A 25,876-nucleotide genomic window follows, 5' to 3' on the forward strand; every position below is an offset into this window, starting at 1 on the left:
GTCCGTCAGAGCGGGGTCCGGCGGATCGCCCGGCCCGCGAGGGCGTCCGTGCGGCGGCCGTCCTCGATCACGAAGCGGCCGGCGACCAGGACGTGCGGGATGCCGACCGGCAGCGTGCGCGGGGCGTCGAAGGTGGCGCCCGCCGCGACCGTCGCCGGGTCGAAGAGCACCAGGTCCGCCACGTACCCCTCCCGCACCAGGCCCCGGTCCGGCAGCCGCAGCCGGGCCGCCGGCCGCGAGGTCAGACGGGCCACGCACTCCTCCAGGGTGAGCACGCCCTCCTCGCGGACGTACCGGCCCAGATACTCGGGGAAGGTGCCGTAGGCGCGCGGATGCGGCTTCGCGCCCTGGAGGATGCCGTCCGAACCGCCGGTGTGCACCCGGTGCCGCATGATCGCCCGCACGTTCTCCTCGTGGCCGACGTGCTGGAGGATCGTCGTTCCCAGCCGGTCGGCGAGCAGCAGCGTCCGCGCCTCCTCCCAGCCGGCGAGGCGCCGGCCCACCCGGTCCGCCAGGGCCGGATCCGTGACGCCCGAGACCTCGACCGTCGACCAGTCGACCGGCACCCCGTGGCAGCCGTCCGAGCCCGTCACCTCCAGGTCGTGGCGGATCCGGTCCGCCGCCGCCCCGTCCGCGAGCCGGGCGAGGACCGCCGCCGGGCCGCCCTCCTGCGCCCACGACGGCAGCAGGGCGAGGAGCGTGGTGCAGCCGGGGGTGTACGGGTACGTGTCCAGGCTGAGGTCCGCGCCCGCGTCCAGCGCCCGGTCCAGCAGGGCCAGCAGCTCCGGCGCCCGGCCCTCGTTCTCGCCGAAGTTCAGCGTGGCGTGGGCCAGATGGAGCGCGCAGCCCGCCTCCCGGGCCAGCGCGATCATCTCCTCGTACGCGCGCAGCGCCCCCGCCCCGTAACTGCGGTGGTGCGGGCAGTAGTAGCCGCCGTAAGTCGCCACCACCCGGCACAGCTCGGTGAGTTCGGCGTCCGGTGCGTACATCCCGGGGGTGTAGGTGAGGCCCGACGACATGCCCACCGCGCCCTGCTCCAGGCCCTCGGCGACGAGCCGCCGCATCCGGTCCAGCTCGGCCGGGGTCGCGGGCCGGTCGGCCCAGCCCATCGCGTGCATCCGGACCGTGCCCTGCGGGACGAGGTAGGCGGCGTTCACCGCGATGCCCTCGCCGCCGTGGGCCGTGTCCAGCCGGTCCAGGTACTCGCCGACCGTCCGCCAGTCCAGGTCCACATCGGAACCGTCGCCGTTCCAGCCGGCGATCGCCCGCCGCACCTCCTCCCGGGTGCGGTCGTCGACCGGCGCGTACGACAGGCCGTCCTGGCCCAGCACTTCGAGGGTCACGCCCTGCGCGGCCTTCGCGCTGTGGTCCGGGTCGCGGAGCAGCGCCAGGTCGCTGTGGGCGTGCATGTCGACGAAGCCGGGGGAGAGGACCAGGCCCTCCGCGTCGACGGTGCGGGTGGCGGTGGGCCGCTGGCAGCCCGCCGCCGCGGCCTCCCGCACGATCGACACGATCCGGCCCCCGTCCACGGCCACGTCGGCCCGGTAGGAGGGGCCGCCCGAGCCGTCGACGACCTCCGCGTCCCGGAAGACGAGATCCCACATCCCGGCCCCCCGTCAGAAGAAGGTGCGGACGTAGTCGACGACCGTGCCGTCCGCCTCGACCAGCGGGATCAGCTGCCACTTGTCGAAGGACGTGCACGGGTGCGACAGACCCATCCCCACCCAGTCGCCGACCTCCACGTCCGCCCCGCCCTCGGTGGCCAGCCAGGCGTGCTGGTCCGACAGGGCGGTGACCGTGATCCCGTCGGCCGGCCGGATCTCGCCCGTGCGGGCCGAGCGCACCACCTGCGCCTCCGGCAGGTGGAGGTCGTACGCGGCGTCCCGCTTGCCCGCGTTGGTGAACGCCTGCCCCGGCGACGGCCGCGACACCACCTGCGACCACAGGCGGAACGCCGGCTGGAGCCCGCCCTCCTCGGGGATCCGGTTGAACGGCGTCTTCTCCCGGTACTGGCCGTCGTCGTGCGACACGTACGCGCCCGAGCGCAGCAGCCTCAGGACCGGCAGGGAGAGCTCCGGGATCTCCGCGAACACGTCCGCGACCGCGTCGAACCACGCACTGCCGCCCGCGCTCACCACGATCTCGCCGACGGCCGGGTCGAAGCGGCCCTCCTTGTCGAAGGCGGCGGCCAGCCCGGTCAGCCGGCGCAGCCAGCGGCGCACCGACTCCCCGTCGGCGCCCGGCACCTCGGCCTCGTACCCGGCGACACCGACCAGCCGGAGCGTGCCGGTCGCGGCGATCGCGTCGGCCACGGCCGTGCACTCCGCCTCCGTACGGGCACCGGTCCTGGCCCCCTCGCCCGCGCCCAGCTCCACCACCACGTCCAGCGGCCGGCGCGCCCCGGCCGCCCGCAGCGCGTCGTCCATCAGCTCGACCCCGCGCACCGAGTCGGCGTAGCAGACGAGGCGGAAGTCCGGGTGGGCGTCGAGCTCGGCGGAGAGCCAGCGCAGCGCCACCGGGTCGACCAGCTCGTTGGCGAGGAAGATCCGGTCGACGCCGTGGGCGCGGTACACCCGGACCTGGTGGGGGACGGCGGCCGTGATGCCCCAGGCGCCGTGCTCGATCTGGCGGCGGAAGAGCACCGGCGCCATCGAGGTCTTGCCGTGCGGGGCGAAGGCCAGGCCGTGGCGCTCGGCGTACTCCTCCAGGGCACGCAGGTTGTGTTCGACGGACTCGGCGGAGAGGGCGAGGACCGGGGTGGTGAAACCGCCGGTGAAGAGGGAGCGGCGCTGGGCGGCCAGCTCGCCGACGGTCAGACCGTCCGCGTCCGGCGGCAGGCCCTTGAAGCGGTGGTCGACGCGCTCGTCCGACAGGTCGGTCGGCATGGATCCCTCCTCCGGGCGGCGCATTGCATGATGTGCAACGCCCATTGCGTATGTCGCTCACCGCTGTCTAACATCCGGGCCGAGGCCGGGTCAATGGACCCGGCACGGAGGACCAGAGGACCCGCAGGAGCGTGACCGTGCCCGGACCGTCGTGCGACGTCGTCTGCCTGGGCGAGTCCCTGGTGACCTTCCTGCCCACCCGGCCCGGCCGGCTCGCCGACGTCCCCGCCTTCACCCGCGCCATCGGCGGCGCCGAGTCCAACGTCGCCTGCGCCCTCGCCGCCGCCGGACACCGCACCCGCTGGGTCGGCCGGGTCGGCACCGACGGCTTCGGCGACCACCTGCTCGCCACCATCGCAGGGTACGGAGTCGACACCGGCGCCGTCCGCCGCGACCCGCACCGGCCCACCGGCGTCTACTTCCGCACCGACGCCGACCGCGCCACCGACGCCCACGAGGTCGTCTACTACCGCGCCGGCTCCGCCGCCTCCGCCATGTCGCCGGACACCGTCCCGTACGACACCGTCGCCGACACCCGGATCCTCCACCTCACCGGCATCACGGCGGCCCTCTCGCCCGACTGCCGGGACCTCCTCTACGACCTCACCGCCCCCCGCCCCGGCCGCCCCCTCGTCTCCTTCGACGTCAACCACCGCCCGGGGCTGTGGCGGGACGGCGACGCGGCCGCGGTGCTGCGGGACCTCGCCAACCGGGCGGACGTGGTGTTCGTCGGCGCCGACGAGGCCGAACGCCTCTGGGGCACCGCCGACCCCGCCGCCGTGCGCTCCCTCCTGCCGGAGCCGGCGGCGCTGGCCGTCAAGGGCGGCGGGGGCCTGGCGACGACCTTCGAGCTCCCCGCCCCAGCGACGGAAGCGACTGAAGCGACTGAAGTCCGGAACACGGGCGACGGAATCGGGGCGACCGACGCGACCGAGGTTCCGGGCACGGCCCACGGGGCAGCGGCGCCCCGCGTCGGAGACAGGGTCACCGCCGTCCCGGCACCCCGCGTCGACGTCGTCTCCACCGTCGGCGCCGGCGACGCCTTCGCCGCCGGCTTCCTCTCCGCCACCCTCCGCGGCCTCGACCCGCGGACGCGGCTCCGCCACGGTCACCTCATGGCCGCCGCCGCCCTCACCAGCCCCGGCGACCTCGCCGTCCCGCCGCCGCGCGCTCACGCCGACCGCCTCGCCGCGCTCGGCGACGGGGACTGGGGGAGACTGCACCTCGGCCCCGGGTGGACGTCCGCCGGTACGGAGGCCGACGAGGAGGTACGTAACCGATGAGCCAGACCGTCGACCGCGCGCTCAGCATCCTGCCGCTGCTCGCGCAGGGCCCCGCCGACCTGGGCCAGGTCGCCGACCGGCTCGGCGTCCACAAGTCCACCGCCCTGCGGCTGCTGCGCACCCTCCACGAGCACGGCCTCGTCTACCGGCAGCAGGACCAGCGCTACCGGCTCGGCGCCCGCCTCTTCGCCCTCGCCCAGGAGGCCGTCGAGAACCTCGACGTCCGCGAGATCGCCCACCCCCACCTCGCCGCCCTCAACGAGCGCACCGGCCACACCGTCCACCTCGCCGTCCACGAGGACGGCGAGGTCCTCTACATCGACAAGGTCGAGAGCCGGTACCCGGTCCGCATGTACTCGCGCATCGGCAAGCCCGTCGCGATCACCGTCGCCGCCGTCGCCAAACTCCTCCTCGCCGACCTGCCCGAACCCGAACGCCGCGCCCTCGCCGGCAAGCTCGACTACCCCCGTTACACCCCCCGCTCGACCCCCGACGCCGCCGCCTTCCTCCAGGAACTGGCGACCGTCCGCGAGCAGGGCTGGGCCACCGACCTCGGCGGTCACGAGGAGTCCATCAACTGCGTCGCCGCCCCGATCCGCGGCGCCGACGGCCGGGTGGTCGCCGCCATGTCGGTCTCGGCGCCCAACGTCGTCGTCACCGCCGAGGAACTGCTCGCCCTGCTGCCGCTGGTGCGCCGCACGGCGGAGGCGATCAGCCACGACTACTCCGGCACCCACCCCCCGAAGGAATCCGAGGAATCCGCAGATGACTGAGAAGACCGCGCTCACGCCCGCCACCCACACCACCCCGCCCGCGACGTTCTCGCACGGCGTGCGGAAGGGGAACATCCTCCAGGTCGCCGGCCAGGTCGGATTCCTCCCGGCCGTCGAGGGGCAGCCGCCGACGCCCGCCGGCCCGACCCTGCGCGAGCAGACCCTCCAGACCTTCGCCAACGTCAAGGCGATCCTGGAGGAGGGCGGCGCGAGCTGGGACGACGTGATGATGATGCGCGTCTACCTCACGGACGTCGACCACTTCGCCGAGATGAACGCGCTCTACGACCAGTACTTCGAGGAGCAGGACCTCAAGGCCCCGCCGGCCGCCCGCACCACCGTCTACGTCGGCCTGCCCAAGGGGCTCCTCATCGAGATCGACGCGCTCGCCGTCCTCGACTGAGCCCGCTTGCCCCGCCCACAGGAGCGTCGGCCATACTGCCGCCGTGGAGCAGAGCAACGGACCCATACAGCAGCCCCTGCGCGTCGCTTCGGCCGACCCGGGATTCATCCCCGGCCTCACGGGAACGGTGGCCCCGCCGAAGGACGCGCCCCAGGACGCCGTCACGGAGGACGCCGTCACGGAGGACGTGACCGCGGTCGACGAGCCGGCCGAGGTCGACGCCGCGCCTGAGGACGACGACGCGCCCGAGGACGACGACGCGCCCGAGCCGGCGGCGCCGGCCGACGGCCCCGTCTTCGAGGCCGCCGACCGGCGGGGGCGGATCGTCGCCGACGCCGAGGGCGTGCGGCTGAGCTACGACGAGGAGGCGTGCGAGTTCCGCTGGGACGAGATCGCCGCCGTCGAGAGCGAGAAGGGCCGCTTCGGCAAGAAGTTCACCGTCACCGTGCACACCCCCGACCGGCGCTGGTACCCGATCGAGATCGTCGCGCCGGACAGGGGCGGCATCGCCGGCTGGGAGACCGAGCTGGACGCGGTCCTGGACGCCTACTTCGACGAGGCCTCCTGACGCCGGATCAGGGCGGTCAGCCGGCGCAGTACTGCGCCTGCTTGCCGATCGAGCGGTACATGCAGTCCGCGTTCTCCAGGAGCTGGAGCACGGCGTCCCGGTTGCGGCTGGTCTCCCGCTCGATCACCTCGTCGGGCGGGTAGAAGCCGCCGTTCCAGGACGAGGTCGGGTACATCTCGAAGGTGTACCCGAAGATCCGGTGGGTGCCCCAGAGGTAGTCGTCGATCGACCCGTCCGTGATGTAGAGGTCGCTCGACTGCTCCGCGGTGTAGCCGTTGCTCGCGGCCATCTTGCCGCCGACCGCGGCGAAGGCGTCGCGGTCGTCCTGGGTCATGCCCGGGGCGGTGTCGGCGGTCGTCCAGCCGAACGGCCACAGCACCAGCTCGCTGTACGTGTGGAAGTCGATGGCCGCCCTGATCTGCTGGGTCCCGCCGACGACCCGGGAGCGGACGAAGTCGGCGACGACCTTCACCTCGGGGGCCGACTCGGGGGCGGCGCCCCGGTAGGTCTCCGAGCTCTTGGAGCCGGAGGAGCCGCCGCAGCAGCCCCACTTGTAGTCCCAGTTCCGGTTCATGTCGGTGCCGATGTACGAGGAGCCGGAGTTGGGCTGCCGGTTCTTGCGCCAGCTGCGGTAGGAGCCGGAGGCGATGTCGTACTCGCCGCCGTCCGGGTTGAGGTCCGGCACGATCCAGATCTCGCGCCCGTTCACCATGTTCGTGACCCGCGCGTCGGTGCCGTACCCCGCGCCGAGCTCGCGCAGCAGGTAGAGCGCCATCTCGACGGTGAGGTGCTCGCGGGCGTGCTGGTGGTGGGTGAAGAGGACCTCCGGCTCGTTCTCGTCCACGGCCACGTTGTCGCTGATCTTGATGGCGACGATGTCACGGCCCTGGTAGCTCTTGCCGATGACCCGCTTGCTCATGATCGACGGGTAGGCGGCGAGCCGCTGGTCGATCTCCGCCGTCATCTCGGCGTGGTTGTGGTACTTGGCGTCGGCGGAGGGGAAGTCGAGGGGTCCGAGGGAGGACCGGCCGGGCTCGCCGCGGTCGGGCGGGGCCGGCAGGGCGTTCGCCTCGTAGCCGAGCGCCTCGATCCGGGCCAGCTGCCGCGCGTCGGCGCTGACCACGACCGACCGGGCGTCGACCTCGTCGATCGAGGCGCCGGTGGCGGTGAGCGCGGTGCGGGCGGCGACGGTGGAGGGCCCGGCGATCTCGTACTGCCGGATCACCTCCTCGCCGCCCCGGGTCGCGCTCACCGGGTCGGCGCCGGCGGGTGAGGAGAGGGCGGAGAGGGGCGCCGCGAGGGCGAGCGCCACGAGGGCCGCGAGGGTGGCGGACCTTCTGCCGCGTCGGGGACGTCGCATGGTGTCTCCTGGGTGGGGAGTGTGGGGGAGTGCGACAACAGGTGCGGGTGTCCGGGACACAGGGTGAGGCCATGTCATGGACGGGTCAAGGTAGCGAGTTCGGCCATGGTCGTCGCCACGCTAGGCGACCGAAGACCGGAAACGGCGGCACGGCGCCGCCGGGGCGGGGAGGCGCGGCGCGGCGCGGTGCCGTCGGCCCGGAAGCCGCGGGGTCTCGGCCCGCAAGCCGCCCGACCGGTCACCGGTCGGAGACGCGGCACGGCGCCGCCGGAGGGTCCGGCGGCGCCGCGATGGGGGTTCGTGCGGTTACGGCAGGCCGTGGACGTGCGGGCCGACCGCGTTCGACCAGGCGTTCCCGGCCGTCGCGTCCCAGTTGGTCGACCAGGTCATGGCGCCCCGCAGGGTCGGCCACGCCTGGGCGGGCTTGAAGGTGCCGCAGCCCGTCAGCTTCGTCAGGCAGTCGATCGCGCTGTTCACGACCGACGGGGCGACGTAACCGCTGCCCGCGCCCCGCGTGGAGGCGGGCACGCCCAGGCCGACCTGGGACGGGTCGAGGCCGCCCTGGATCTGGATGCAGGCGAGCGCGGTGAGGAAGTCCACCGAGCCCTGGCTGTACACCTTGCCGTCACAGCCCAGCATCGAACCGCTGTTGTAGTACTGGGTGTTGACCACCGTGAGGATGTCCTTCACGGCGAGCGCGGTCTTGAAGTACTCCGTGCCCGTGGACTGCATGTCGATGGTCTGCGGGGCCATCGTCAGCACCATCGACGGGCCCGCCTTGGCGGACAGCTGCCGCAGCGCCTTCGTCAGGTAGGTGGAGTTGATGCCGTGCTCGAGGTCGATGTCGATCCCGTTGAAGCCGTACTCCTGGAAGAGCGCGTAGGCGCTGTTCGCGAAGGCGGTGGCGCTGGCGTCACTGTTGATCGTGACGTTGCCCTTCTCGCCGCCGACCGAGATGATCACCGACTTGCCGGCCGCCTTCTTGGCCGCGATGTCGGCCTTGAAGTCGGCCACCGAGGTGTAGCCGACGGCCGGGTCGAGGTTGAAGACGATCTGGCCGGGCGTGGTCGTCGAGTCCGCGAACGAGACCGCGATGATGTCGTACGCGTCCTGGACGTCGCGGATCTTCTGCTTGGCGGCGCCGTTGTCGAAGTTCTGCCAGTAGCCGGTGACCGCGTGCTTCGGCACGGCCGGGCCGGGACCGGGCGTGGTCGTCTTGGCCGTACGGGCGCTCACCGCGGCGGACTTGGCGGACTCGCCCGCCGCGTTGACGGCCGAGACCTGGAAGGAGTACGCGGTGTCGGCGGCGAGCCCGGTGACCGTGGCGGAGGTGCCGCTCACGGTCGCGGCCAGGGAGCCGTCCCGGTACACCTTGTAGCCGGTCGCGCCGGAGACCGCGTTCCAGCTCAGCGGGACCGTGCTGGTGGTGGGCGTGCCGGCGGCGAGCCCGGCCGGGGTGGCCGGGACGACCGGGTCGGGGTCCTGGCCGCCGCCCCCGTCGGGGCCGAAGACGCTCACGTCGTCCACGAAGTAGGCGGCGGTGCCGTACCACCCGTGGGTGTAGATCTCGACCGAGGTGGTCGACGCGCCGGTGGTGAAGGTGGTGGTCAGCTGCTTCCAGGACGGCGAGTCCGGCGTCCAGGTGGAGACCGAGCCGGTGCCGGTCCCGGTGTTGTTCGCGCCGAGGTAGGCGTACCCGCCCTGGACCCAGGCGCTCAGCGTGTAGGTGGAGTTGGGCTTCACGGCCACGGTCTGCACGCACTTGGCGTTGTCGAGGCCGGCGGGGGTGGCCTTGAGCGCGCCGGCCCCGGTGCGGACCGGGCTCGCGACGGCGGTGCCGCTGCCGGCCGAGCAGGACCAGTTGGTCAGGCCGTTCTCGAAGCCCGCGTTCTTGGCGTTGTTGACGTCGGCGGCCAGGGCGGTGCCGGCGCCGCCGACCAGGGCGAGCCCGGATCCGACGGCCAGCGCGAGCGCTCCGCCGAGCCAGCGCCGTGCGGCCGGGCGGGGGGTGGTGCGGTCCACGTGCATCCTCCGGTGGGGGAGTCGGGAGCTGGAGGTGCCGTACGTCGTCGTACGGAGGAACTGCGGTCAGGGATGGGGATTCGGGAGGTGGCCACCGCCGTCGTCGCACCAAGTTGGTCCAGACCAATTGTGTTGTCAAGGTCTGCGGCAAGCGGAGCCGAAGAGTCCGGCCGTCGAAGAGGCGGGTGGGAGTTGACGGATTGTGTGTTCACCACCCCGGTCCGCGTGGATAAGGTGCAGAACAGTCGTGACGTGCGCCTCACGGGGAAGGGGCGCGGGAAGGCGGGGGCTCACGTGTCGACAGCGATCGCGGTCACCGGTGCCGAACTCGTGCTGCCGCCCGCCGACCCCGGGACGCCCAACGCCGCCGTGCTCGCCGACCCCGCGGCCCGCAGCCTCGACGACTCCGTCACCGAACTCCGTCGGCTCGTCGACCGCTTCGGGCACGTCCTCGTCGTCTGCCCCTCCGCCGCCCCGCCCGCCGTCGCCCACCGCCTCCACACCGTCCGCGGCCTCCTGGAGAGCGACCGGATCGCCCTGGTCAGGACCGACCTGCCGCCGCTCGGCGCCGCCGTCCTCGTCCGCCAGCTCCGGCAGCTCTCCGCCTGCGACTTCAGCCCCGGCGTCCTCGCCTCCGCCGCCCGGCTCCTCGCCCACTACATCTACGCCGGCGCCGTCCTCGGCTCCGTGTCCCGCCTCGACCGCGTCCCCGTCACCCTCGGCTCCCACCTCAAGAGCTGGCTGCCCGGCGCCCACTTCGCCGTCCTCGCCGGGCCCACCCCCCGGATCGTCCGCGTCGGCGCCGACGAATCCGGCTTCACCGGTCCCGAGTTCACCACCCGCCTCATCGTCGCCCGCGGCCAGCTCGCCAGCGACTGGCCCACCACCCACCTCGCCCCCCGCTGGTCCGTCGCCGGCCCCGCCGAGGAGACCGCCCTGCCCGCCGGATCACCCGGCTGGTGGGGCACCCCGAAACTCGTCGAGTTCGCCGCGTACCTCCCCGACCTGCCCGTCCTCCACCAACTCGTCGCCTCGGTACGCCGCGAGACCTGCCACTGGTGCGGCATGGAGCTCATCGGCGACCGCTGCGGCTTCTGCGCCGCCCCGCTGACGACCGGCATCCCGGCCCAGGCCGGACCGACCCGATGACCCCGACCCAGGAAGACCAGCCATGAACTCCCGCCAGCGCCGCGGCGTCATCCTGCTGCTGCTCTCCGTCCTCTGCGCCCTCGGCGCCTTCGCCGGCGTCCTCGCGGTCATCAGCGACGTGAACTCCAAGGTCGGGCCGGAGACCACCGCGTACCGGGTCAAGTCCGCCGTCAAGCCCTACCGGCCGCTCACCGCGGGCGACTTCGAGAAGATCTCGATGCCGAAACGCTGGCTGCCCGACACCGCCGTCACCGACCTCGCCCAGATCAACGGCCGGATCGCCGTCACCCCGCTCAAGAAGGGCTCCCTCCTCCAGAGCGACATGATCGTCGCCCGCCCGGCACTGAAGCCCGGCGAGCAGGAGATCGCCATCATGATCGACGCCGCCACCGGCGTCGCCGGAAAGATCACCCCGGGCGCCACCGTCAACATCTACGCCACCTTCGAGGGCGAGAAGAAGGGCGAGCCCAGCCAGTCCCGGCTGCTCGTCGCCGACGCCCGCGTCATCGACGTCGGCGCCCTCACCCCGATCAACCAGCAGAAGGCCGGCTCCCGCGCCACCGTCGAGGCCGTCCCGATCACCTTCGCCCTCTCGCCCCTCGACACCCAGCGCGTCGCGTACGCCGACACCTTCGCCGAGCGCGTACGCCTCGCCCTCGTCGCCCCCGCGGACGGCACCCCCGCCCCGCCCGCCCCCGGCGACCGCACCTACACGCTCGACAAGGACAAGTGAGGCCCGGCCATGCCCACCAGGATCCTGCCGGCCGTCGGCGACCCCGACGCCGCCCGGGCCGTCGCCACCCTCCTCGGTCAGCTCCCGGACGCCGAACCCGCCTCGCCCGTCCCCGACTCCACCCAGCTCGTCGACACCCTCGCCCGGCTCGCCGCCGAATCCCTCGACGCGCTCCCCGAGGTCGTCCTCGTCCACGAGCGGATCGGCCCCGTCCCCGCCCTCGACCTCGTCCGCGAGGTCGCCCTCCGCTTCCCCGCCGTCGGCGTCGTCCTCATCACCGCCGACACCGGCCCCGGCCTGCTCGCCGCCGCCATGGACGCCGGCGCCCGGGGCCTCGTCACCCTGCCCCTCGGCTACGAGGAGCTGGCCGGCCGCGTCCAGGCCGCCGCCCAGTGGTCCGCCGGCTTCCGCCGCCACCTCGGCGGCGGCGCCACCGAACTCGCCGCGGGCCCCGGCGGCACCGTCGTCACCGTCAGCGGCGCCAAGGGCGGCGTCGGCACCACCCTCGCCGCCGTCCACCTCGCCCTCGCCGCCCGCGCCGCCGGCCGCACCGTCGCCCTCGTCGACCTCGACCTCCAGAGCGGCGACATCGCCTCCTACCTCGACGTCCAGTTCCGCCGCTCCGCCGCCGACCTCGCCGCCATCGCCGACCTCTCGCCCCGGGTCCTCCAGGACGCCGTCTACGTCCACGAGACCGGCCTCTCCCTCCTCCTCGCCCCCGCCGAGGGCGAACGCGGCGAGGAGGTCACCGACCGCGCCGCCCGCCAGATCGTCAGCGCCCTGCGCGCCCGTCACGAGGTCGTCGTCGTCGACTGCGGCTCCCGCCTCGACAGCGCCAACGCCGCCGCCGTCGAGATGGCCGACACCGCCCTCCTCGTCACCACCCCCGACGTGATCGCCGTCCGCGCCGCCAAGCGGACGGTCCGCATGTGGGAACGGCTCCAGGTCCGCAAGGCCGAGGCGAGCGTCGTCCTGGTGAACCGCCACTCCCGCGCCACCGAGATCCAGCCGCCCCTGGTCCAGAAGATCACCGGCACCCGCATCGCCGGCGTCACCGTGCCCGCCGCCTACAAGGAACTCCAGGCCGTCGTCGACGCCGGCCGCCTCCACGAACTCGACGCCCGCTCCACCGTCAAGCAGGCCCTCTGGACCCTCGCCGCCGAACTGGGCCTCACCGGCCCCCCGACCGCCCCCGCCCCCGGCAAGCAGCTCGCCCGCGCCGGCGACCGCGGCTCCCTGGGGCTGCGCCGGCGCGGGGGAGGGCGCTGAGCCATGGCCGGGCCGAGGGCGCGCGGAGACCGGGGCCAGGTGGCGCTGGAGTTCACCGGCATGGTCCCGCTGATCCTGCTCACCCTCGCCCTGCTCTGGCAGGTCGTCCTCGTCGGGTACGGGTACACCCTCGCGGCCAACGCGGCGGACGAGGCCGCCCGCGCCTGTGCGGTCGACGGCGACGGCGCGGCGGCGGGCGCCCGCCACCTCGGCGGGGCCTGGCAGGGGTCGGCCACCTGCAGCGGCCCTGCGGGCGGGATGGTCACGGCCGTGGCCACGGTCCAGATCCCGATCCTCTTCCCCGGCCTCGGCGCCTTCGACGGCGCCGAGGCGACAGCGGGCGCCGTCTACGAGGGGTCGGTGACGACGCCGTGATCCGGAAGAGGGTGGGGCGGGCCGGTGCCCGGCCGGGCGGTCCGGGCCCGCGGGGCGACGCCCCTCGGAGTCGTACCCCTTCCTGCCCTTCTCGGCGGGACCGTGGCCAGGTCGCACTCGAATACCTCGGCTTCCTGCCCGTCCTGCTGATCGTCGGCCTCGCCGGGCTCCAGCTCGGCCTGGCGGCGTACGCGGCGCAGCAGGCGGGGACGGCGGCGCGGGCGGCCGCGCGGGCGGCCACCAGGGACGTACCGCCGGGGGAGGCGCCGATCGACCCCGGGGCGGCGGCGGAGGCGGCCGTGTCGGGCTGGATCGACCTCGCCTTCGAACCCGGCGGCGGGGGCGAGGAGTACACCGCGACCGTCACCGTCCAGATCCCGCAGGTCGTCCCCTTCTGGGACCTCGGCGAGGTCACGAAGACCGCCACCATGCCCCTGCCCGCATCGCCCGAGGAGGGGCCATGAGCCTGCGCGCCCGCATCCACCACTCCGGGGACGACCCGCGCGCCCTCGGGCCCGGCGGCCGGGAGGACGGGCATCTCGTCGCGTCCTTCCGGGCGAAGCTGCTGGAGGAGATCGACCTCACCGAGATGTCCGCCCTCGCGGCGGCCGAGCGCCGGGCCCGGCTCGAACGCGTCCTCGGGCACATCATCAGCCGCGAGGGCCCGGTGCTCTCCACCGCCGAGCGCGGCCGGCTGATCCGCCGGGTCGTCGACGAGGCGCTGGGCCTCGGTGTCCTGGAACCGCTCCTCGAAGACGCGTCCATCACCGAGATCATGGTCAACGGCCCCGACCAGATCTACGTCGAGCGCGGCGGCCGGGTGGAGCTGCTCCCGCTCCGGTTCGCCTCGCACGACCAGCTGATGCAGACGATCGAGCGGATCGTCTCCACGGTCAACCGCCGCGTGGACGAGTCGAATCCGATGGTCGACGCCCGCCTCCCGTCCGGCGAGCGCGTCAACGTGATCATCCCGCCGCTCTCCCTCACCGGCGCCACGCTCACGATCCGCCGCTTCCCCCGCGCCTACACCCTCCACGAGATGATCGGCCTCGGTTCGCTCGACGAGCAGATGCTGCTGCTCCTCGCGGGGCTGGTCCAGGCGAAGTTCAACATCATCGTGTCCGGTGCGACCGGCACCGGGAAGACGACGCTCCTCAACGCCCTCTCCGGGCTGGTCCCGGACGGCGAGCGGATCATCACCATCGAGGACTCCGCCGAGCTCCAGCTCCAGCAGTCCCACGTCATCCGTCTCGAGGCCCGCCCGCCGAACATCGAGGGCCGCGGCCAGGTCACCATCCGCGATCTGGTCCGCAACTCGCTCCGGATGCGCCCCGACCGGATCATCGTCGGCGAGGTCCGCGGCGGCGAGACCCTCGACATGCTCCAGGCCATGTCCACCGGTCACGACGGCTCCCTCGCCACCGTCCACGCCAACTCGGCCGAGGACGCGCTGATGCGGCTCCAGACCCTCGCCTCGATGTCCGAGGTGAAGGTCCCCTTCGAGGCGCTGCGCGACCAGATCAACAGCGCCGTCGACGTCCTCGTGCAGCTCACCCGGCACCCCGACGGCACCCGCCGGGTCACCGAGATCGCGATCCTGGCCTCGCACGGCCGCGAGCGCTTCCTCCTCGCCACCGTCTGCCACTTCCAGGCCGAACCGCTCGCCGCCGACGCGCGCGTGCACGGCCGTCACGTGCACCACCCGCTGCCGCGCCGCGTCGCCGAGCGCCTCTACATGGCGGGGCAGCCGATACCGCCGGCGTTCGGCGTGGCCGCCGACGACGCCCAGCTCGCCGTTCGAGAAGCCACGTAGGAGGGCTGGCCTGTGATCACCGATCCCTTCTGGCTGACGACCGGAGCGGCGCTGCTCGCCTGCGTCCTCGGCGTCGTCGGCGTGCAGGTGTACGCGAACGGGGCGCGGCGCCACGCGGCCCTCGTCGCCCGCCTCGACGACACCGCCGCGCCGGAGGCGACCGGCCGCAGGCGGCGCCGTTTCGCGGCCCTGGACCGGCGGGTCCGGGGCACGGCCCTCGGCCGCAACGTGGAGCGCCGCATCGCCGCGACCGGGCTGGACGTGACCCCGGGCGAGTTCACGGTCGCCCTGGCGGCGTCCGTCACGGTCCTCTGGATCGTCGGCCAGGCGGCCCTCTCCCCGTTCTTCGGGCCGATCTGCGGCCTGCTGGGCGTGTGGGTGGCGCTCGGCTACCTCAACTGGCAGCGGCAGAAGCGCATCGAGCGTTTCATCAACCAACTCCCGGAGCTCTCCCGCATCCTGGCCAACGCGACCCAGGCCGGGCTCGCCCTCCGCATGGCGATCAGCCTGGCGGCCGACGAGATGGAGGCCCCGGCGGGCGACGAACTGGAGAAGGTGGCCCAGCAGCTGGCGGTCGGCACGCCGCTGGACGACGCCCTGGAGGAGCTGGCGGAACGCCTCCCCTCCCGAGAACTCGTCGTCCTCGTCACCACCCTGGTCCTGGCGAACCGGGCCGGCGGCACCGTCGTCTCCTCCCTCCGCAACCTCACCGAGACGCTGGAGCAGCGCAAGGAGACCCGGCGCGAGGTCCGCACGCAGCTCTCCCAGGTGAGCATGACGGCGTACGCGGTCCCCGTGATCGGCTTCGGCTCGCTCCTCCTCATCGACAACATGCAGCCGGGCGCCCTGGACCGGATGACCGGCTCGCCGCTGGGCCAGGGCGCGGTGGTCGTCGCCTGCGCGCTGTACGTCCTCGGCTTCGCCGTCATCCGCCGCTTCTCGAAGATCGACGTGTAGGGGCCGGTGCCGCAGATGTCGGAAAGCATGCTGGAACTCGCCATCGCCCTCCTCGCGGGCCTCTCCGTCGCCGGCTTCGCGTACGGCCTCCGCCTGTACCGCGCCGACGCCCGCCTCCCCGACGACCTCCGGCTCGCCCTGGAGGTCGGCGCCACCCGCACCGGCGCGGTCGACTCCGCCGTGGACCGCCTCGGCATGCGCTGGTCCCCGAGGGTGCTGCGCTGGATGGGCCCGAAGCGGGTCGCCGCCGTCCGCCGCCGGATCGACCTGGCGGGCAACCCGGGCGGCCTGACCATCGACCGTTACGGGGCGCGGCGCGCCGTCTACGGCTTCCTCGGGGGCCTGGGCGGCCTGCTGATGCTGACCAGGGGGTCGTACGTCACGGCGGCGCTGCTCTTCGCGTTCGGCGCCTTCTGGACGGAGGTCGGCATCTGGTCCGCGGTCCGCATCCGCAAGGACCAGATCGAACGCACCCTCCCGGACTTCCTCGACGTCCTCGCGGTCGTCGTCTCGGCGGGCCTCGGCTTCCGCCAGGCGCTGGAGCGGGTGGCCGACAAGTACGCCGGCCCCTGGTCCGACGAACTCCGCATCACACTGCGCCAGATGGACATGGGCGTCACCCGCCGCCAGGCGTTCGACGAACTCCGCCGCCGCAACGACTCCGAGCAGGTCGCCCAGTTCGTCACCGCGCTGCAGCAGGGCGAGGAGCTGGGCGCCCCCATCGTCGACACGCTGATCCAGATCGCGGAGGACATGCGGCGCACGGACGCCCAGAACGCCCGCCGCAAGGCGGCGAAGGCCGTGCCCAAGGCGACGATGGTCATCACCACGCTGATGGTCCCGGCGACGATGATCCTGCTCGGCGCGGGCCTCTTCCTGGGCACGGGCACGGACCTCGGCTCGATCGCGGGGGAGTGAGCGGCCGGGACCGCCTCCCGGGCGTCCGGTTCGCTCCCGAAGTCGACCGAGGACACCGCCGCCCGACGCGCCCGACGCGCCCGACGCGCCCGGGACGGACGGATCGACGGTTGACCGAGGCGCGACAACTGTCTCGATCTCACCTCAGGTTGACGATCCCCCTTCGCTCGGGCAACCGCATGTGACAGAGTGCTGACCGAGTGTGGGAGGGGTGTGCGTGATGGATGCGATCGCCGAAAGCCTGAACAGCCTGCGTACCGACGCGAAGCGCCGCATCACCGAGGCCGCGGTCGAGGCTCACGAAAGCATCGTCTTCGGCCAACTCCGCACCCGCACGAGCGCCGAGGCCATAGCCTCCTGGCTGGGCACCAGGCCCACCCGATGACCCGGGCCCGTACGAGGGCCGACGGGTGCGGCACGCCGTCCCGCCGGCCGGAGGACCGCACCCGAGCGCAGGCGTCCGAACGCGGAGGGGACCACGATGTACGACGCGATGCTGAAGGCTCTGACGAAGGCGCGACTGCACCTGGCCGCGCGGGGCGACCGGGGCCAGACGGCGGTGGAGTATCTGGGGATCATTGTGGTGGTGGTGGCGATCGTGGTGGCCATCACCGGGACGGACATCGGGCAGTCGATCCTGACAGCGATCACCCAGAAGATCGGCGAAATCACCGGAGGCGGCGGCGAGTAGGGCGTGGCTCGGCAGACGACGGCCAAGCGTTCCCCGCATATGTGTCGGTGATCGCAGGCATCTTGTTTCTGGCCTTCGTCTACTTTGCAGTCGGGCAAGCCACGGTTCTACGCAATGAGGCTCAGACTGCTGCCGACGCAGCTGCTCTTGGTGCAGCCCAGGACGCTCGTGACCAGCTCCGGGAGGGGTGGCTCGACGTGATAGGTGATCCGACTCAATGGCAACAGTACGTTCAAGGCGAGGGCTACGTTACGGATCGAGCCTGTCGACGGGCCATTGCCTTCGCCTCTCTCAATGGTGCCGAGCTTGATTTCGATGACTGCGTCCCGTTTGATCTCGGCTTCACTGTGACGGTGCAAACCGAGGGGACTGTCGGTGAGTCGATCGTCCCCGGCACGGATGAGCGACATGCCAGGGCAAGCGCCTCTGCGGTGGTCGAGCCCCTGTGCAAGTTCGTTCCGCCCTCGCGGAGCCCTGACACGCCTTCTGAGCCGCCCACTGGGCCGGATCCGTCCGCGTCGCCGTCTGAGGAGCCCGAGGAGGAGCTTGAACCGATCTCGGGCCTCACTTGCGACGGCGAGGCTTGGGAGATCGACCCGGAAGCCCCGGTGCTCCCTGGAGTCGACGACCTTTTCCGTGTTCGACTGACCGGCGACGACGAGTAAAGGAAGCGCTCTTCATGAAGGTCTCGTTCGTGAGAGGGGGGTTCATCGCCCTCGCGGCGACAGCCTCTTTGACCGTTGCAGGGTGTGGAGCCGATGCCGAGCCCGTGTCCCATAAGCCCGCAGCGACAACTCAGCAGTCCCAGAAGCCGGCCCCCTCAGAGGCGGAACAGCCTGCGGAGGAACCAGTAGAGACGCTCTTCGTCGCCAAGGGGCAGAAGGGGCTTGAGCTTGAGGTGACGGTGGCCGAGCGTGACGCTGGCGGGTTTTTGACGGTCAAGGGGCGTCTGAAGAACACCTCCGATGCTGTGAGTGCCGTTCCGGCCCAGACAAGCGGCGACGAGACTGAGGTGGTCAAGCACGGTAAGTCGCTTGGAGGGGCAACGCTCGTCGACTCGATCGGTAAGAAGCGCTACTACGTCTTGCGTGACACAGATGGGCGCCCGTTGACGACGACGAGCCTTACAACCCTCGGCCCCGGCAAGTCCACCGCCGTCTTCATGCAGTTCCCCGCGCCCCCCGCCTCCACCACCGAGGTCTCCTTCCAGCTGCCCACCTTCGAACCCGCCACCCTCAAGCTCTCCTGAGGCGCTGTCATGACATCGACATCGACATCGACGACCACGACAGCGACGACAGCGACGACAACGGCGACAGGACGGCGACGCAGGCTGGCCGTGCTCGCGACCGTGGCGGTCATCGCGGTCTGGCCGCTCGGCGGTGGCGCCGGGACGGCGTACGCCGACGATCCGCCCGGCAGCACCTCCTCCTCCCCGCCGCCCGTCATCGACGCCAACTCCCCGAACCTGATGCTCCCGGACGGGGCGCAGCTCGCGCCCGCGAAGGTGCTGGACATCAAGCAGATCGTCGAGGAGGAGGGCGGCGAGCAGCGGCGCGAGGACACGAACGTGGACGTGACGTTCGCGCTGCAGGCCGAGGTCCTGTTCGCCAAGAACAGCGCCAAGCTCAGCCCCGCCGCGACCGCGCGGATCCGCGCCATCGCGCGGGAGGTGCGGACGCAGGGGTCCGGGCGGGTGCGGGTGTTCGGGTTCACCGACAACCTGGGGACGTACGAGCACGGGCTCAAGCTCTCCAAGGAGCGGGCCGTCGCCGTGCAGCAGGTGCTCGCGCGGGAGCTGGACCCGGGGACCGCGTACGACATCCGCGGGTACAGCGAGGACTACCCGATCGCCGACAACCGCACGGAGGAGGGCCGGAAGAAGAACCGGCGCGTGGAGATCTCCTTCCCGAGGACGTCACCCCCCGCCGCCTCCCCCTGACCCCGGCCGCCGCCGCCCGGGTACGCACCCGGGCGGCGCCGGCGGCGCCGGCGCCGCCGGTGGCACACGCCCCGCGGGCATACTGGGCCGCCGTGAACACCTCGTACGCCGCCCCGCCGCCCTTCACCCTCCACCACACCGACCCGGAGGCCGGTCGCCGCCGGATCGGGCCGCCGCCGTCCTGGGCCGGGGCCGTGCCCGGCCTCGGGTACGTGGAGTTGCGGTACGGCGCCGCCCTCGAACGGGGCGGTGCGTTCCGGCAGTTCTCCGTCGGCGGCGGGCGGATACCGCCCGCCGTCTTCAGCGGCATCGACTACGCGCAGATGCCGCTGCCGTCCCGCCCGCGCCTCCAGGTCGGACCGCACACCGGCACGGTGAGCCGGCGCCGCAGCGGGCTCTCCCGCGACGGCCGTGCCTTGCGGATCCAGCTCGCCGGGCGGGCGTACCGCTACCGCCAAGGCCCCACCACGTGTGTCCACGAGCTGCTGCGGCCGGGTGTACTCGTGCGGGTCACCCGGGACGACTGGTACCGGCCGCTGCGGCTGGACGTGCAGGTCGAGGGGCCGGCCGACGCCGTCGATCTGTCCCTGGCGCTGGTGCTCCAGGGCGTCTACACCCGGCACCTGTCCCAGGGCGGGCGCTGGTTCTCCCTCCCCTTCCGGATCCTCAACCGTCTGCCCGACGGCCTCTGAGCGCCCGGGCCGCCTGCTCGGCGTTGCGGCGGGCCGCCGCTTCGCGGGCGGGGTCGCCCTGCCCCCGGAAGAGGACGGCGGCCCGGATGTGGGCGGCGGCCGCCTCGGCGTGGCGGCCGGCCGCGCCGAGGGCCAGGCCGAGGTGGTCGAGGGCCGTCGCCGCCGCGAGGAGGTCGTACGCCTCGCGGTAGGCGCCGAACGCCTGGGCGTACGCGGTGGCGGCCTCGGCGTGGCGGCCGGCTTCGTGGAGGGTGAGACCGAGGGCTTCCTGCGCCCGGCCCTCGCCACGGGGGTGGCCGAGCAGGCGATAGGTGTCGACGGCCTCGCGGAAGGTGGCGACGGCTTCGGAGACGTGGCCCCTCGTCCGCTCCCGCTGCCCGCGCTCCTTGGTCTTCCGCGCCTGGACGAGCTCCTCGGGCGTGACGCCGCGCTGGACCGCCCCGGACACGGCGGAGTGCACGATCACCCCGTCGCCGGGGAGCGGGCCCCTCTGCCAGGCGGGGCCGGCACCCTTCAGGACCACCCGGGTTCCTCCCCGGAGCGCCGCGGCCACCACGTACTCGTCCGCGGCGTGGGTGTCGTGCAGGTGGCGGCTCTGGCGCAGGTAGACGGAGAGGGCGGCGGCGAGGCGCAGAGCGGTCTGGGGTTCCTGCGCGGTCGCGAGGGCCACGGTCGCGACGAGGTTGGGACGCTCGGCCTCCAGCCACGCCAGCGCGGCGGCCCGGTCCGGGAAGCGGTCGGAGGGGAGGCCGGGGTCGGCTCGCAGCTGCACGTCGGCGGCCTCGCACGCGCTCAGGTAGTACCGCATCAGCCGGCTCCGGGCCTCCCTCTCGTCCCGGTCCGCGGGCAGCCCCGACGCGTACAGCCGCAGCAGGTCGTGCATGCGCCAGCGGCCGGAACGGGGCGGATGTTCGCCGAGGAGGCAGGCGCGGGCGAGGGCGGCGAGGCCGGCGCGGGTCTCGCGGGCGGGGCGGCCGGTGAGGGCGGTGGCGGCCTCGGTGGACACGTCGGGGCCCGGGTTGAGGGAGAGCAGCCGGAAGAGGCGGGCGTCCGACTCCCGCAGCCGCCGGTACGAGAGGTCGAAGGCGGTACGGACCGCGAAGGCGCGCCCGTCGCCGTCCTCGTACCGCAGCTCTCCCAGCCTCCGCCCGGCGTCCGACAGTTCGTGCGCGAGGTCGGCGATCCGCAGACCCGGGTCGTACGTGAGGAGGGCGGCGGCGATCGTCAGGGCGAGCGGCAGCCGGCCGCACTGGGCGGTCACCCGCTCCAGGGCCTCGGGCTCGTCCCCGGCGCGCGGGTCGCCGGGGTCGACCTCGGCGAGGGCCGTGGCGATCAGGGCGGCGGCCGACGGGGCGTCGAGTTCGCCGAGGGGGAGGAGACGGGGGCGGAAGTCGGGGGCGGTGAGGGCGTCGCGGGAGGTGACGAGGAGCCGGTGGGCCGGGTGGGCGGGGACGAGGGGGACGAGCTGTCCGGCGGACGAGGCGTCGTCGGCGACGATCAGCACCGCGCCGCCGTCCGCCGCCCGGCGGGCCAGCTCCGACCGGTACAGCGCGGCCTGTTCCTCCGGTGTCGGCGGCAGATCGGCGTCCCGGACGCCCAGCGCCCGCAGCAGCGCCTCCAGCGCCTGGGCGGCGTCGACGGCGCCGGTGGGGGCGTAGCCGCGCAGCCGGACGAAGAGCGTCCCGCCGGGGAAGAGCCCGAGGCCGACGGCGCGGTGCGCGGTGTGCAGGGCCAGGGCGGTCTTGCCGACGCCGGGCAGGCCCGTCACCACCGTCACCGCCGGCCCCTCCGGGCCGAGGTGCTTCAGGAGTGCGGCGGTCCGCTCCTCCCGGCCGGCCAGCGCCGGCGCCGGGTCCGGGGGGAGGGAGGCCAGGGCGCGCGGGGCGGGGCCGCCGCCCGGGCCCCAGACATTCCGGGGAGCGGGCCAGGAGAAGTACTGGTTACCGGCGGCCTGGTAGACCCGGGCGTCGTCGGACGCCTCCGCCCACTGCTGGACCCGGTCACGGCGGTCGCCCGCCGCGTCGGCCTCCGGGCCAAGGCCGTACGGTTCCCGCTCCACCGCACTCAGACCCCGTCGACGTGCTGGTCGCCGCCGGACTGGACGATCCGGCCCCGCCCGGACGCCTCCGCGCGCTGCACCACCTCGTCGGGCAGGTCACCGGCGGGCGCGGGGGCACCCGGCCCCCGCGCCGGCAGGTGACCGCCGGTCTGGGTGACGCTTGCCTCCCCGCTCGCCTCGGCGTGCTGCTCCACCCGCGGGGCACCGCCGCCGGTCTGGGTGACCTGCGCGTCGTCGGAGGCCGTGGCGGTCTGCGTGACCGTACGGGGAGGGGCGGGGGGTTCGGGCGCGGGCGGCGGCTGTTCGCGGCCGGCCCACCAGCCGAGCCCCGCCAGGACCACCGTGGCCGCGACGGCGCCGAAGGCGAGGGCCGTGTCGAGCCGGGCCCCGTCCTCCTGCGGCAGCCAGCCCCACGGCAGCGCCCGTACGAGGGTCACGCCCAGACCGAACGTCACCAGCGCCGCGACCCCGGCGATCGTCCACCGCACCGCACGAGACATCCCCGCCCCCTCCTTCTCCTTCTCCTGCTCTCAGCCCTCGGGCTTCCAGAGCGTGACCTTCAGGGAGATCTGGGTCGGCGGTTCGGTCAGGCCGTCCTTCTTCCCGCCGATGAAGCCGGTGATCGTGACCCGCGCGACGTTGCCCTGGTCCGTGAGGATGCACAGCACCGTCTGGGCCGGCAGCGTCCAGTCGTCCATCACCGCCTCGGTGAAGCCGCCCACCTGCGCCGACCTCGCGCAGTCCTCGCCCTTCTCCGACGGGTCCGTGGGCTGGAGCTGCGCGGCGTTGCGGCCGTTGCGCAGGGCCAGATAGCCGTAGGACGTGTCCGCGTACGTCAGATCGGCCGCGACGGGCACGCCGGTCTGCTCGGCCTTCTCCTTCTCCGCCGTCCACTCCTCGTCGGAGTAGCGGCGGGTGGCCGGCACGTCGAAGTCGATCGAGCCGACGTCGTCGCCCCGGGGCAGCCCCAGCGACATGGCCTGGTCCTGGTAGACGCCCACGTACGTCCGCGAGGCCGGCGGCGCGGTGGCGCCCGTCGTGCCGTCGGTCGCGCCGCCGGTCGCCGTCTCCGTGGCCGTCGGCGCCTGCGAAGGGGTCTCGCCGGTCGGGTCGGACTCACCCGTAGGCGTCGGCTCCTGGGTCTTCGTCGGCTCCTGGGTGGTGATCTGCGCGGCCGGGGGCTTCGCGTCGCCCGTCCCCTTCCCGTCGCCGGGAGAGAGCAGGGACGGCAGGATCGCGGCGGCCAGGGTGGACACACCGACGATCACGGCGCCGATGACCGTGACCTTCCCGCCCTCGCTCAGGCTCCCGTACCACCCGCGCCGCGGCGGCGGCTGTGGGGGCGGTGGCCCGACCGGTGAACCCGCGTACGGGTGGGGCGTGTTGTTCGGTGGCGGGGGTGCCGTGGACACCTGTGCTCCTTGTTCCTCAGGGCGGCGATCACGCGTGGCCCACGGACTTTACCGCGCGTCGCCCGGGGCCTCCGCCCGGTTACCGTGGCACCGGACAGGGGCCCCTGGCCAGGGAGTTCAGGCGCCGAGCGCGGCCAGGACCGCCTGCACGGCGGCCACCACCGGGCCGCCGACCGCGCCCACCAGGGCGGCGATGCCGGCGATGCGGGTGAGCCGGCCCTCCAGTTCGGCGCGCGGGGCCTCGGGGTCGAGGTCCTCCGCCGCCGCGTCGAGCTCCGCGCGGCGGGTGTCGTCCAGGTGGGTGCGGAGTCCCTCGATGGCCGAGCGCAGGTCGTCGAGGGCGGTCGCGGGGGTGGCCGCCGCGCCCACCGTCTTGCCGCCGACGACGATGTCGCCGGAGCCGGTGTGGGTGGCCTTGCCGATGTTGCCCGACCCGTACTGGTGGATCTGATCGCTGCTCATGTCACCCTGCCTGGATGTTGCCGTGGCCGAAGTGGTTGGCCTGTCCGATGTTGCCCGTGCCGTACTGCTGGATGAGGTCGCCGGCGACGGCGTGCTCCACGTTGAAGATCATCTGAGCCTGGCCCGGGGTGCTGATGGCCTTGGTGATCTCCAGCACGAGATGGTCGATCTCGTACTTCTGGGTGCTCCAGACGGTGTCCCGCTGGGTGCCGGCCGTGTTCACGATCAGGCCGTAGAGCACGGGGAGATCGGGCTGCCGGACCTTCACGACGAGACGCCAGACCATCAGGGCGGCGACGGCGACCACGACGACGTAGGCGACGGTCTCCTTCGAGGCCTGGGCGAGCGCCCCGCCGATGCCGAGGACGAGCCAGATGCGGAAGATGCCGACGACGAGGTCCTTGCCGATCTTCTTCTTCACGGGCACGAGCCTGCGCTGTCCCACGTGCGAGATGTTCCGCAGGGGGTACGCGTCACCGCCGACCCATAACGACCCGGTGTGGATCTGCACCTCTACCGGGTTGTGGCGAGACATTCGCTTCCCCTTTCCCCAGGAAACCGGTGCTTCACTCTAGCGGAGCAACGGGCAGGGCCAGCGGCGCGAAAACCAAGCTGTGACATGGGAGTTGACCGGCGCGGGAGCTGTGCGCGCGGGCGTGCGCGCCCGCCCCGCGGCGCCCGCGCTCAGCGCGCGAGCTCCGCCAGCGCCGCCCGGATCCCGGCGGTCATCCGCTCGGGGTGGGCGAAGACGTCCCGGGCGGTGAAGCGCAGGACCCGGCGGATTCCGGGGCAGGACTGGAGCGCGTTGAAGCGGGCGATGTCGCGCTCGTGGGCGCGGCGGGTGCCGTGGTAGGCGAAGCCCTCGACCTCCACCGCCAGTCCGGCCTCCCGGAAGAGGAAGTCGGGGTGGAGGGCCCGGCCGGCCGGCGTCCTCAGCGACGGCTGGCACTCGGGGTGGAGGGACGCGTCGGCCATCCTCAGCCGGGCCACCGTCTCCGCGGGCGATCCCGCCGCCGGGTTCGCCAGCGCGAGCCAGGCGCGGGCGCGCGGCGCTCCCGGGCGGCGGACGGCGAGCTGCGCGGCCAGCTCCTCGTACCGCACCAGGGGCCCTCTCCGTACGCCTTCCACCCTCCGCTCGGACAGCGCCGAGTCCGCGACCACCACGGCCTGTTCTCTGCTCGCGGACGCCCGTATCAGGTCCGCGGCCGTCCGCGCGGCCGTCGTCACGCGCAGGCCCCGGCGCAGGCAGACGTCCTCCGGTGGCAGCGAGGCCCGCGAACCGGGCGGGGCCGGCATCCCCGCCGGCAGCTCGATCCGGTGCAGCCGTGCCGCCGTGTCGTACCGGCAGACCCGCCGGGGGCGCAGCAGCTGGAGCGCGGTCTCCCGGACCCGCCAGTCCGTCTCCTTGCCCGGCGCCGCCCACGCGCCCCGGCAGATCGGCTGCCAGCCGTCCCGCCGCAGCCGCGTGGCGAGCCGGCCCGGTGGCCAGCCCGCCGCGAGCGCCCGGACGGTGAGGAGCACCCCGCCCCGGGCGAGGATCGACAACTCGTACATACGCCCAACGATCCACGGATGAGGGACACTTCGCACCCCCTGTGGAAAACCCGGCGAAAGTTGTCCCCAGGAAACCGCAAAAGTGTCCGCCGAGGGTTTCGGGGGAGGAGCATTCTGGACGGAACCACCACGACGCTTCCGGGGCAGGGCCGCCGATGCAGCAGCACTCCAGACCTCAGACCGACGCTCCTCCGACCGCCGGCGAACAACTCGTCCACGACCTCCTCGCGCACGTCCCGGCGTTCCGCGCCGCGTACGAGAGCCACGTCTTCCGGCAGGGCGGGGTCCTGCCGCACGTCTTCTTCTGGGACGTCGTCCAGGGAACCGTCCGCTCCTTCCTGGCGGAGGAGACGGAGCCCGACTGGCGCCGCACCCTGGACTTCCTGGAGGAGCAGATCCGCCGCGGCGACACCGCCGTCGACGAGGTGATCGTCACCTCCTTCCTCGGCGACCTCCCGTCCCCCCACGAGCCCGGCCACGCCATCGTCGGCCAGCTCGGCCCCATCATGTCCGCCCGCTACGACCGCATAAGGCCCCGTGCCTGACCAGCGCCTCC

At 73.4% G+C, this 25,876-nt stretch carries 29 protein-coding genes; 19 read left to right on the top strand and 10 right to left on the bottom strand.

Annotated elements, in window-relative coordinates; genetic code table 11:
- Positions 1-5: 5 nt before the first annotated feature.
- Both ABFY03_RS24135 and ABFY03_RS24140 read right to left on the bottom strand, forming a co-directional pair.
- Positions 6-1,604, bottom strand: a complete 1,599-nt coding sequence (locus ABFY03_RS24135; protein WP_346170821.1) for an N-acyl-D-amino-acid deacylase family protein — start codon at positions 1,602-1,604, stop codon at positions 6-8.
- Between the two features lie 12 nt (positions 1,605-1,616).
- Positions 1,617-2,885, bottom strand: a complete 1,269-nt coding sequence (locus ABFY03_RS24140) for an amino acid deaminase (RefSeq protein WP_319012324.1) — start codon at positions 2,883-2,885, stop codon at positions 1,617-1,619.
- A gap of 137 nt (positions 2,886-3,022) precedes the next feature.
- On the opposite strand from ABFY03_RS24140, the gene ABFY03_RS24145 reads away from it, so the two are divergent.
- The 4 genes from ABFY03_RS24145 to ABFY03_RS24160 are packed head-to-tail and all read left to right on the top strand — an operon-like array spanning position 3,023 to position 5,912.
- Positions 3,023-4,168 (top strand): sugar kinase, encoded by a 1,146-nt coding sequence (locus ABFY03_RS24145; protein ID WP_346170822.1) that lies wholly within the window; start codon positions 3,023-3,025, stop codon positions 4,166-4,168.
- A complete protein-coding gene (locus ABFY03_RS24150) occupies positions 4,165-4,941 on the top strand; it encodes an IclR family transcriptional regulator (RefSeq protein ID WP_319012326.1) in 777 nt (258 codons plus the stop codon). The genes ABFY03_RS24145 and ABFY03_RS24150 overlap by 4 nt, the downstream gene beginning before the upstream one ends.
- Positions 4,934-5,344 (top strand): RidA family protein, encoded by a 411-nt coding sequence (locus ABFY03_RS24155; protein WP_319012327.1) that lies wholly within the window; start codon positions 4,934-4,936, stop codon positions 5,342-5,344. The genes ABFY03_RS24150 and ABFY03_RS24155 overlap by 8 nt, the downstream gene beginning before the upstream one ends.
- Positions 5,345-5,387: 43 nt before the next feature.
- Positions 5,388-5,912, top strand: a complete 525-nt coding sequence (locus ABFY03_RS24160) for a hypothetical protein (RefSeq protein WP_346170823.1) — start codon at positions 5,388-5,390, stop codon at positions 5,910-5,912.
- Positions 5,913-5,928: 16 nt separating this feature from the next.
- Here the strand turns inward: ABFY03_RS24160 and ABFY03_RS24165 are convergent, their stop codons facing one another.
- Together ABFY03_RS24165 and ABFY03_RS24170 are read right to left on the bottom strand one after the other, a co-directional pair.
- Entirely contained in the window at positions 5,929-7,272 is a 1,344-nt protein-coding gene (locus ABFY03_RS24165; RefSeq protein WP_346170824.1) for a M14 family metallopeptidase, read from the bottom strand.
- Positions 7,273-7,578: 306 nt separating this feature from the next.
- Positions 7,579-9,300 (bottom strand): chitinase, encoded by a 1,722-nt coding sequence (locus ABFY03_RS24170; protein WP_386723654.1) that lies wholly within the window; start codon positions 9,298-9,300, stop codon positions 7,579-7,581.
- A 288-nt stretch (positions 9,301-9,588) separates the two neighbouring features.
- Between ABFY03_RS24170 and ABFY03_RS24175 the strand changes: the two genes are divergently transcribed.
- The 14 genes from ABFY03_RS24175 (at position 9,589) to ABFY03_RS24240 (ending at position 19,833) form a co-directional block, all read left to right on the top strand.
- Positions 9,589-10,443: a hypothetical protein gene (locus tag ABFY03_RS24175; RefSeq protein ID WP_346170825.1), complete on the top strand. Its 855-nt coding sequence runs from the start codon at positions 9,589-9,591 to the stop codon at positions 10,441-10,443.
- Between the two features lie 22 nt (positions 10,444-10,465).
- Entirely contained in the window at positions 10,466-11,176 is a 711-nt protein-coding gene (cpaB, locus tag ABFY03_RS24180) for a Flp pilus assembly protein CpaB (protein ID WP_319012332.1), read from the top strand.
- 9 nt (positions 11,177-11,185) lie between these two features.
- Positions 11,186-12,445 (top strand): CpaE/TadZ family protein, encoded by a 1,260-nt coding sequence (locus ABFY03_RS24185; protein WP_346170826.1) that lies wholly within the window; start codon positions 11,186-11,188, stop codon positions 12,443-12,445.
- Positions 12,446-12,448: 3 nt separating this feature from the next.
- Positions 12,449-12,820 (top strand): TadE/TadG family type IV pilus assembly protein, encoded by a 372-nt coding sequence (locus ABFY03_RS24190; protein WP_319012334.1) that lies wholly within the window; start codon positions 12,449-12,451, stop codon positions 12,818-12,820.
- Complete coding sequence (locus tag ABFY03_RS24195; RefSeq protein ID WP_346170827.1) at positions 12,817-13,284, top strand: TadE/TadG family type IV pilus assembly protein; 468 nt, start codon at positions 12,817-12,819, stop codon at positions 13,282-13,284. Before ABFY03_RS24190 ends, ABFY03_RS24195 begins: the two co-directional genes overlap by 4 nt.
- The gene (locus ABFY03_RS24200; protein WP_346170828.1) at positions 13,281-14,633 is read left to right on the top strand and encodes a TadA family conjugal transfer-associated ATPase; all 1,353 of its coding nucleotides are present in this window, start codon (positions 13,281-13,283) and stop codon (positions 14,631-14,633) included. Before ABFY03_RS24195 ends, ABFY03_RS24200 begins: the two co-directional genes overlap by 4 nt.
- A 12-nt stretch (positions 14,634-14,645) precedes the next feature.
- The gene (locus ABFY03_RS24205; RefSeq protein ID WP_319012337.1) at positions 14,646-15,590 is read left to right on the top strand and encodes a type II secretion system F family protein; all 945 of its coding nucleotides are present in this window, start codon (positions 14,646-14,648) and stop codon (positions 15,588-15,590) included.
- Positions 15,591-15,620: 30 nt separating this feature from the next.
- A complete protein-coding gene (locus ABFY03_RS24210; protein WP_319012451.1) occupies positions 15,621-16,508 on the top strand; it encodes a DUF5936 domain-containing protein in 888 nt (295 codons plus the stop codon).
- Positions 16,509-16,728: 220 nt separating this feature from the next.
- Positions 16,729-16,893: a hypothetical protein gene (locus ABFY03_RS24215; protein ID WP_346170829.1), complete on the top strand. Its 165-nt coding sequence runs from the start codon at positions 16,729-16,731 to the stop codon at positions 16,891-16,893.
- Between the two features lie 96 nt (positions 16,894-16,989).
- On the top strand, positions 16,990-17,199 hold the full coding sequence (locus ABFY03_RS24220; protein ID WP_346170830.1) for a Flp family type IVb pilin: 210 nt from the start codon (positions 16,990-16,992) through the stop codon (positions 17,197-17,199).
- A gap of 47 nt (positions 17,200-17,246) precedes the next feature.
- Positions 17,247-17,864, top strand: coding sequence for a pilus assembly protein TadG-related protein (locus ABFY03_RS24225; RefSeq protein ID WP_346170831.1), 618 nt, complete (start codon positions 17,247-17,249; stop codon positions 17,862-17,864).
- A 14-nt stretch (positions 17,865-17,878) separates the two neighbouring features.
- Positions 17,879-18,448 (top strand): hypothetical protein, encoded by a 570-nt coding sequence (locus ABFY03_RS24230; protein WP_346170832.1) that lies wholly within the window; start codon positions 17,879-17,881, stop codon positions 18,446-18,448.
- Positions 18,449-18,457: 9 nt separating this feature from the next.
- The gene (locus ABFY03_RS24235) at positions 18,458-19,141 is read left to right on the top strand and encodes an OmpA family protein (protein ID WP_386723653.1); all 684 of its coding nucleotides are present in this window, start codon (positions 18,458-18,460) and stop codon (positions 19,139-19,141) included.
- Positions 19,142-19,233: 92 nt separating this feature from the next.
- Positions 19,234-19,833, top strand: a complete 600-nt coding sequence (locus ABFY03_RS24240; RefSeq protein ID WP_346170833.1) for a hypothetical protein — start codon at positions 19,234-19,236, stop codon at positions 19,831-19,833.
- Here the strand turns inward: ABFY03_RS24240 and ABFY03_RS24245 are convergent.
- The 6 genes from ABFY03_RS24245 to ABFY03_RS24270 all read right to left on the bottom strand — a co-directional run bounded on the left by ABFY03_RS24245 (position 19,808) and on the right by ABFY03_RS24270 (position 25,320).
- On the bottom strand, positions 19,808-21,892 hold the full coding sequence (locus tag ABFY03_RS24245; protein WP_346170834.1) for an ATP-binding protein: 2,085 nt from the start codon (positions 21,890-21,892) through the stop codon (positions 19,808-19,810). The two genes, ABFY03_RS24240 and ABFY03_RS24245, sit on opposite strands and share 26 nt — an antisense overlap.
- Positions 21,893-21,897: 5 nt before the next feature.
- Entirely contained in the window at positions 21,898-22,392 is a 495-nt protein-coding gene (locus ABFY03_RS24250) for a hypothetical protein (RefSeq protein WP_346170835.1), read from the bottom strand.
- Positions 22,393-22,422: 30 nt separating this feature from the next.
- Complete coding sequence (locus ABFY03_RS24255; RefSeq protein ID WP_346170836.1) at positions 22,423-23,304, bottom strand: hypothetical protein; 882 nt, start codon at positions 23,302-23,304, stop codon at positions 22,423-22,425.
- A 117-nt stretch (positions 23,305-23,421) separates the two neighbouring features.
- A complete protein-coding gene (locus ABFY03_RS24260; protein WP_319012346.1) occupies positions 23,422-23,766 on the bottom strand; it encodes a hypothetical protein in 345 nt (114 codons plus the stop codon).
- Between the two features lies 1 nt (position 23,767).
- Positions 23,768-24,301, bottom strand: coding sequence for a DUF6232 family protein (locus ABFY03_RS24265; protein ID WP_346170837.1), 534 nt, complete (start codon positions 24,299-24,301; stop codon positions 23,768-23,770).
- 149 nt (positions 24,302-24,450) lie between these two features.
- Positions 24,451-25,320 carry an endonuclease domain-containing protein gene (locus ABFY03_RS24270; protein WP_319012348.1) on the bottom strand — a complete coding sequence of 290 codons (870 nt, stop codon included), beginning with the start codon at positions 25,318-25,320 and terminating at the stop codon, positions 24,451-24,453.
- Positions 25,321-25,475: 155 nt separating this feature from the next.
- Between ABFY03_RS24270 and ABFY03_RS24275 the strand changes: the two genes are divergently transcribed.
- Positions 25,476-25,865, top strand: a complete 390-nt coding sequence (locus ABFY03_RS24275; protein WP_346170838.1) for a DUF7674 family protein — start codon at positions 25,476-25,478, stop codon at positions 25,863-25,865.
- The last annotated feature ends 11 nt before the right edge of the window (positions 25,866-25,876 follow it).

This window comes from Streptomyces roseofulvus (assembly GCF_039534915.1).
In the GTDB taxonomy this organism is placed as follows: Bacteria; Actinomycetota; Actinomycetes; order Streptomycetales; family Streptomycetaceae; genus Streptomyces; species Streptomyces roseofulvus.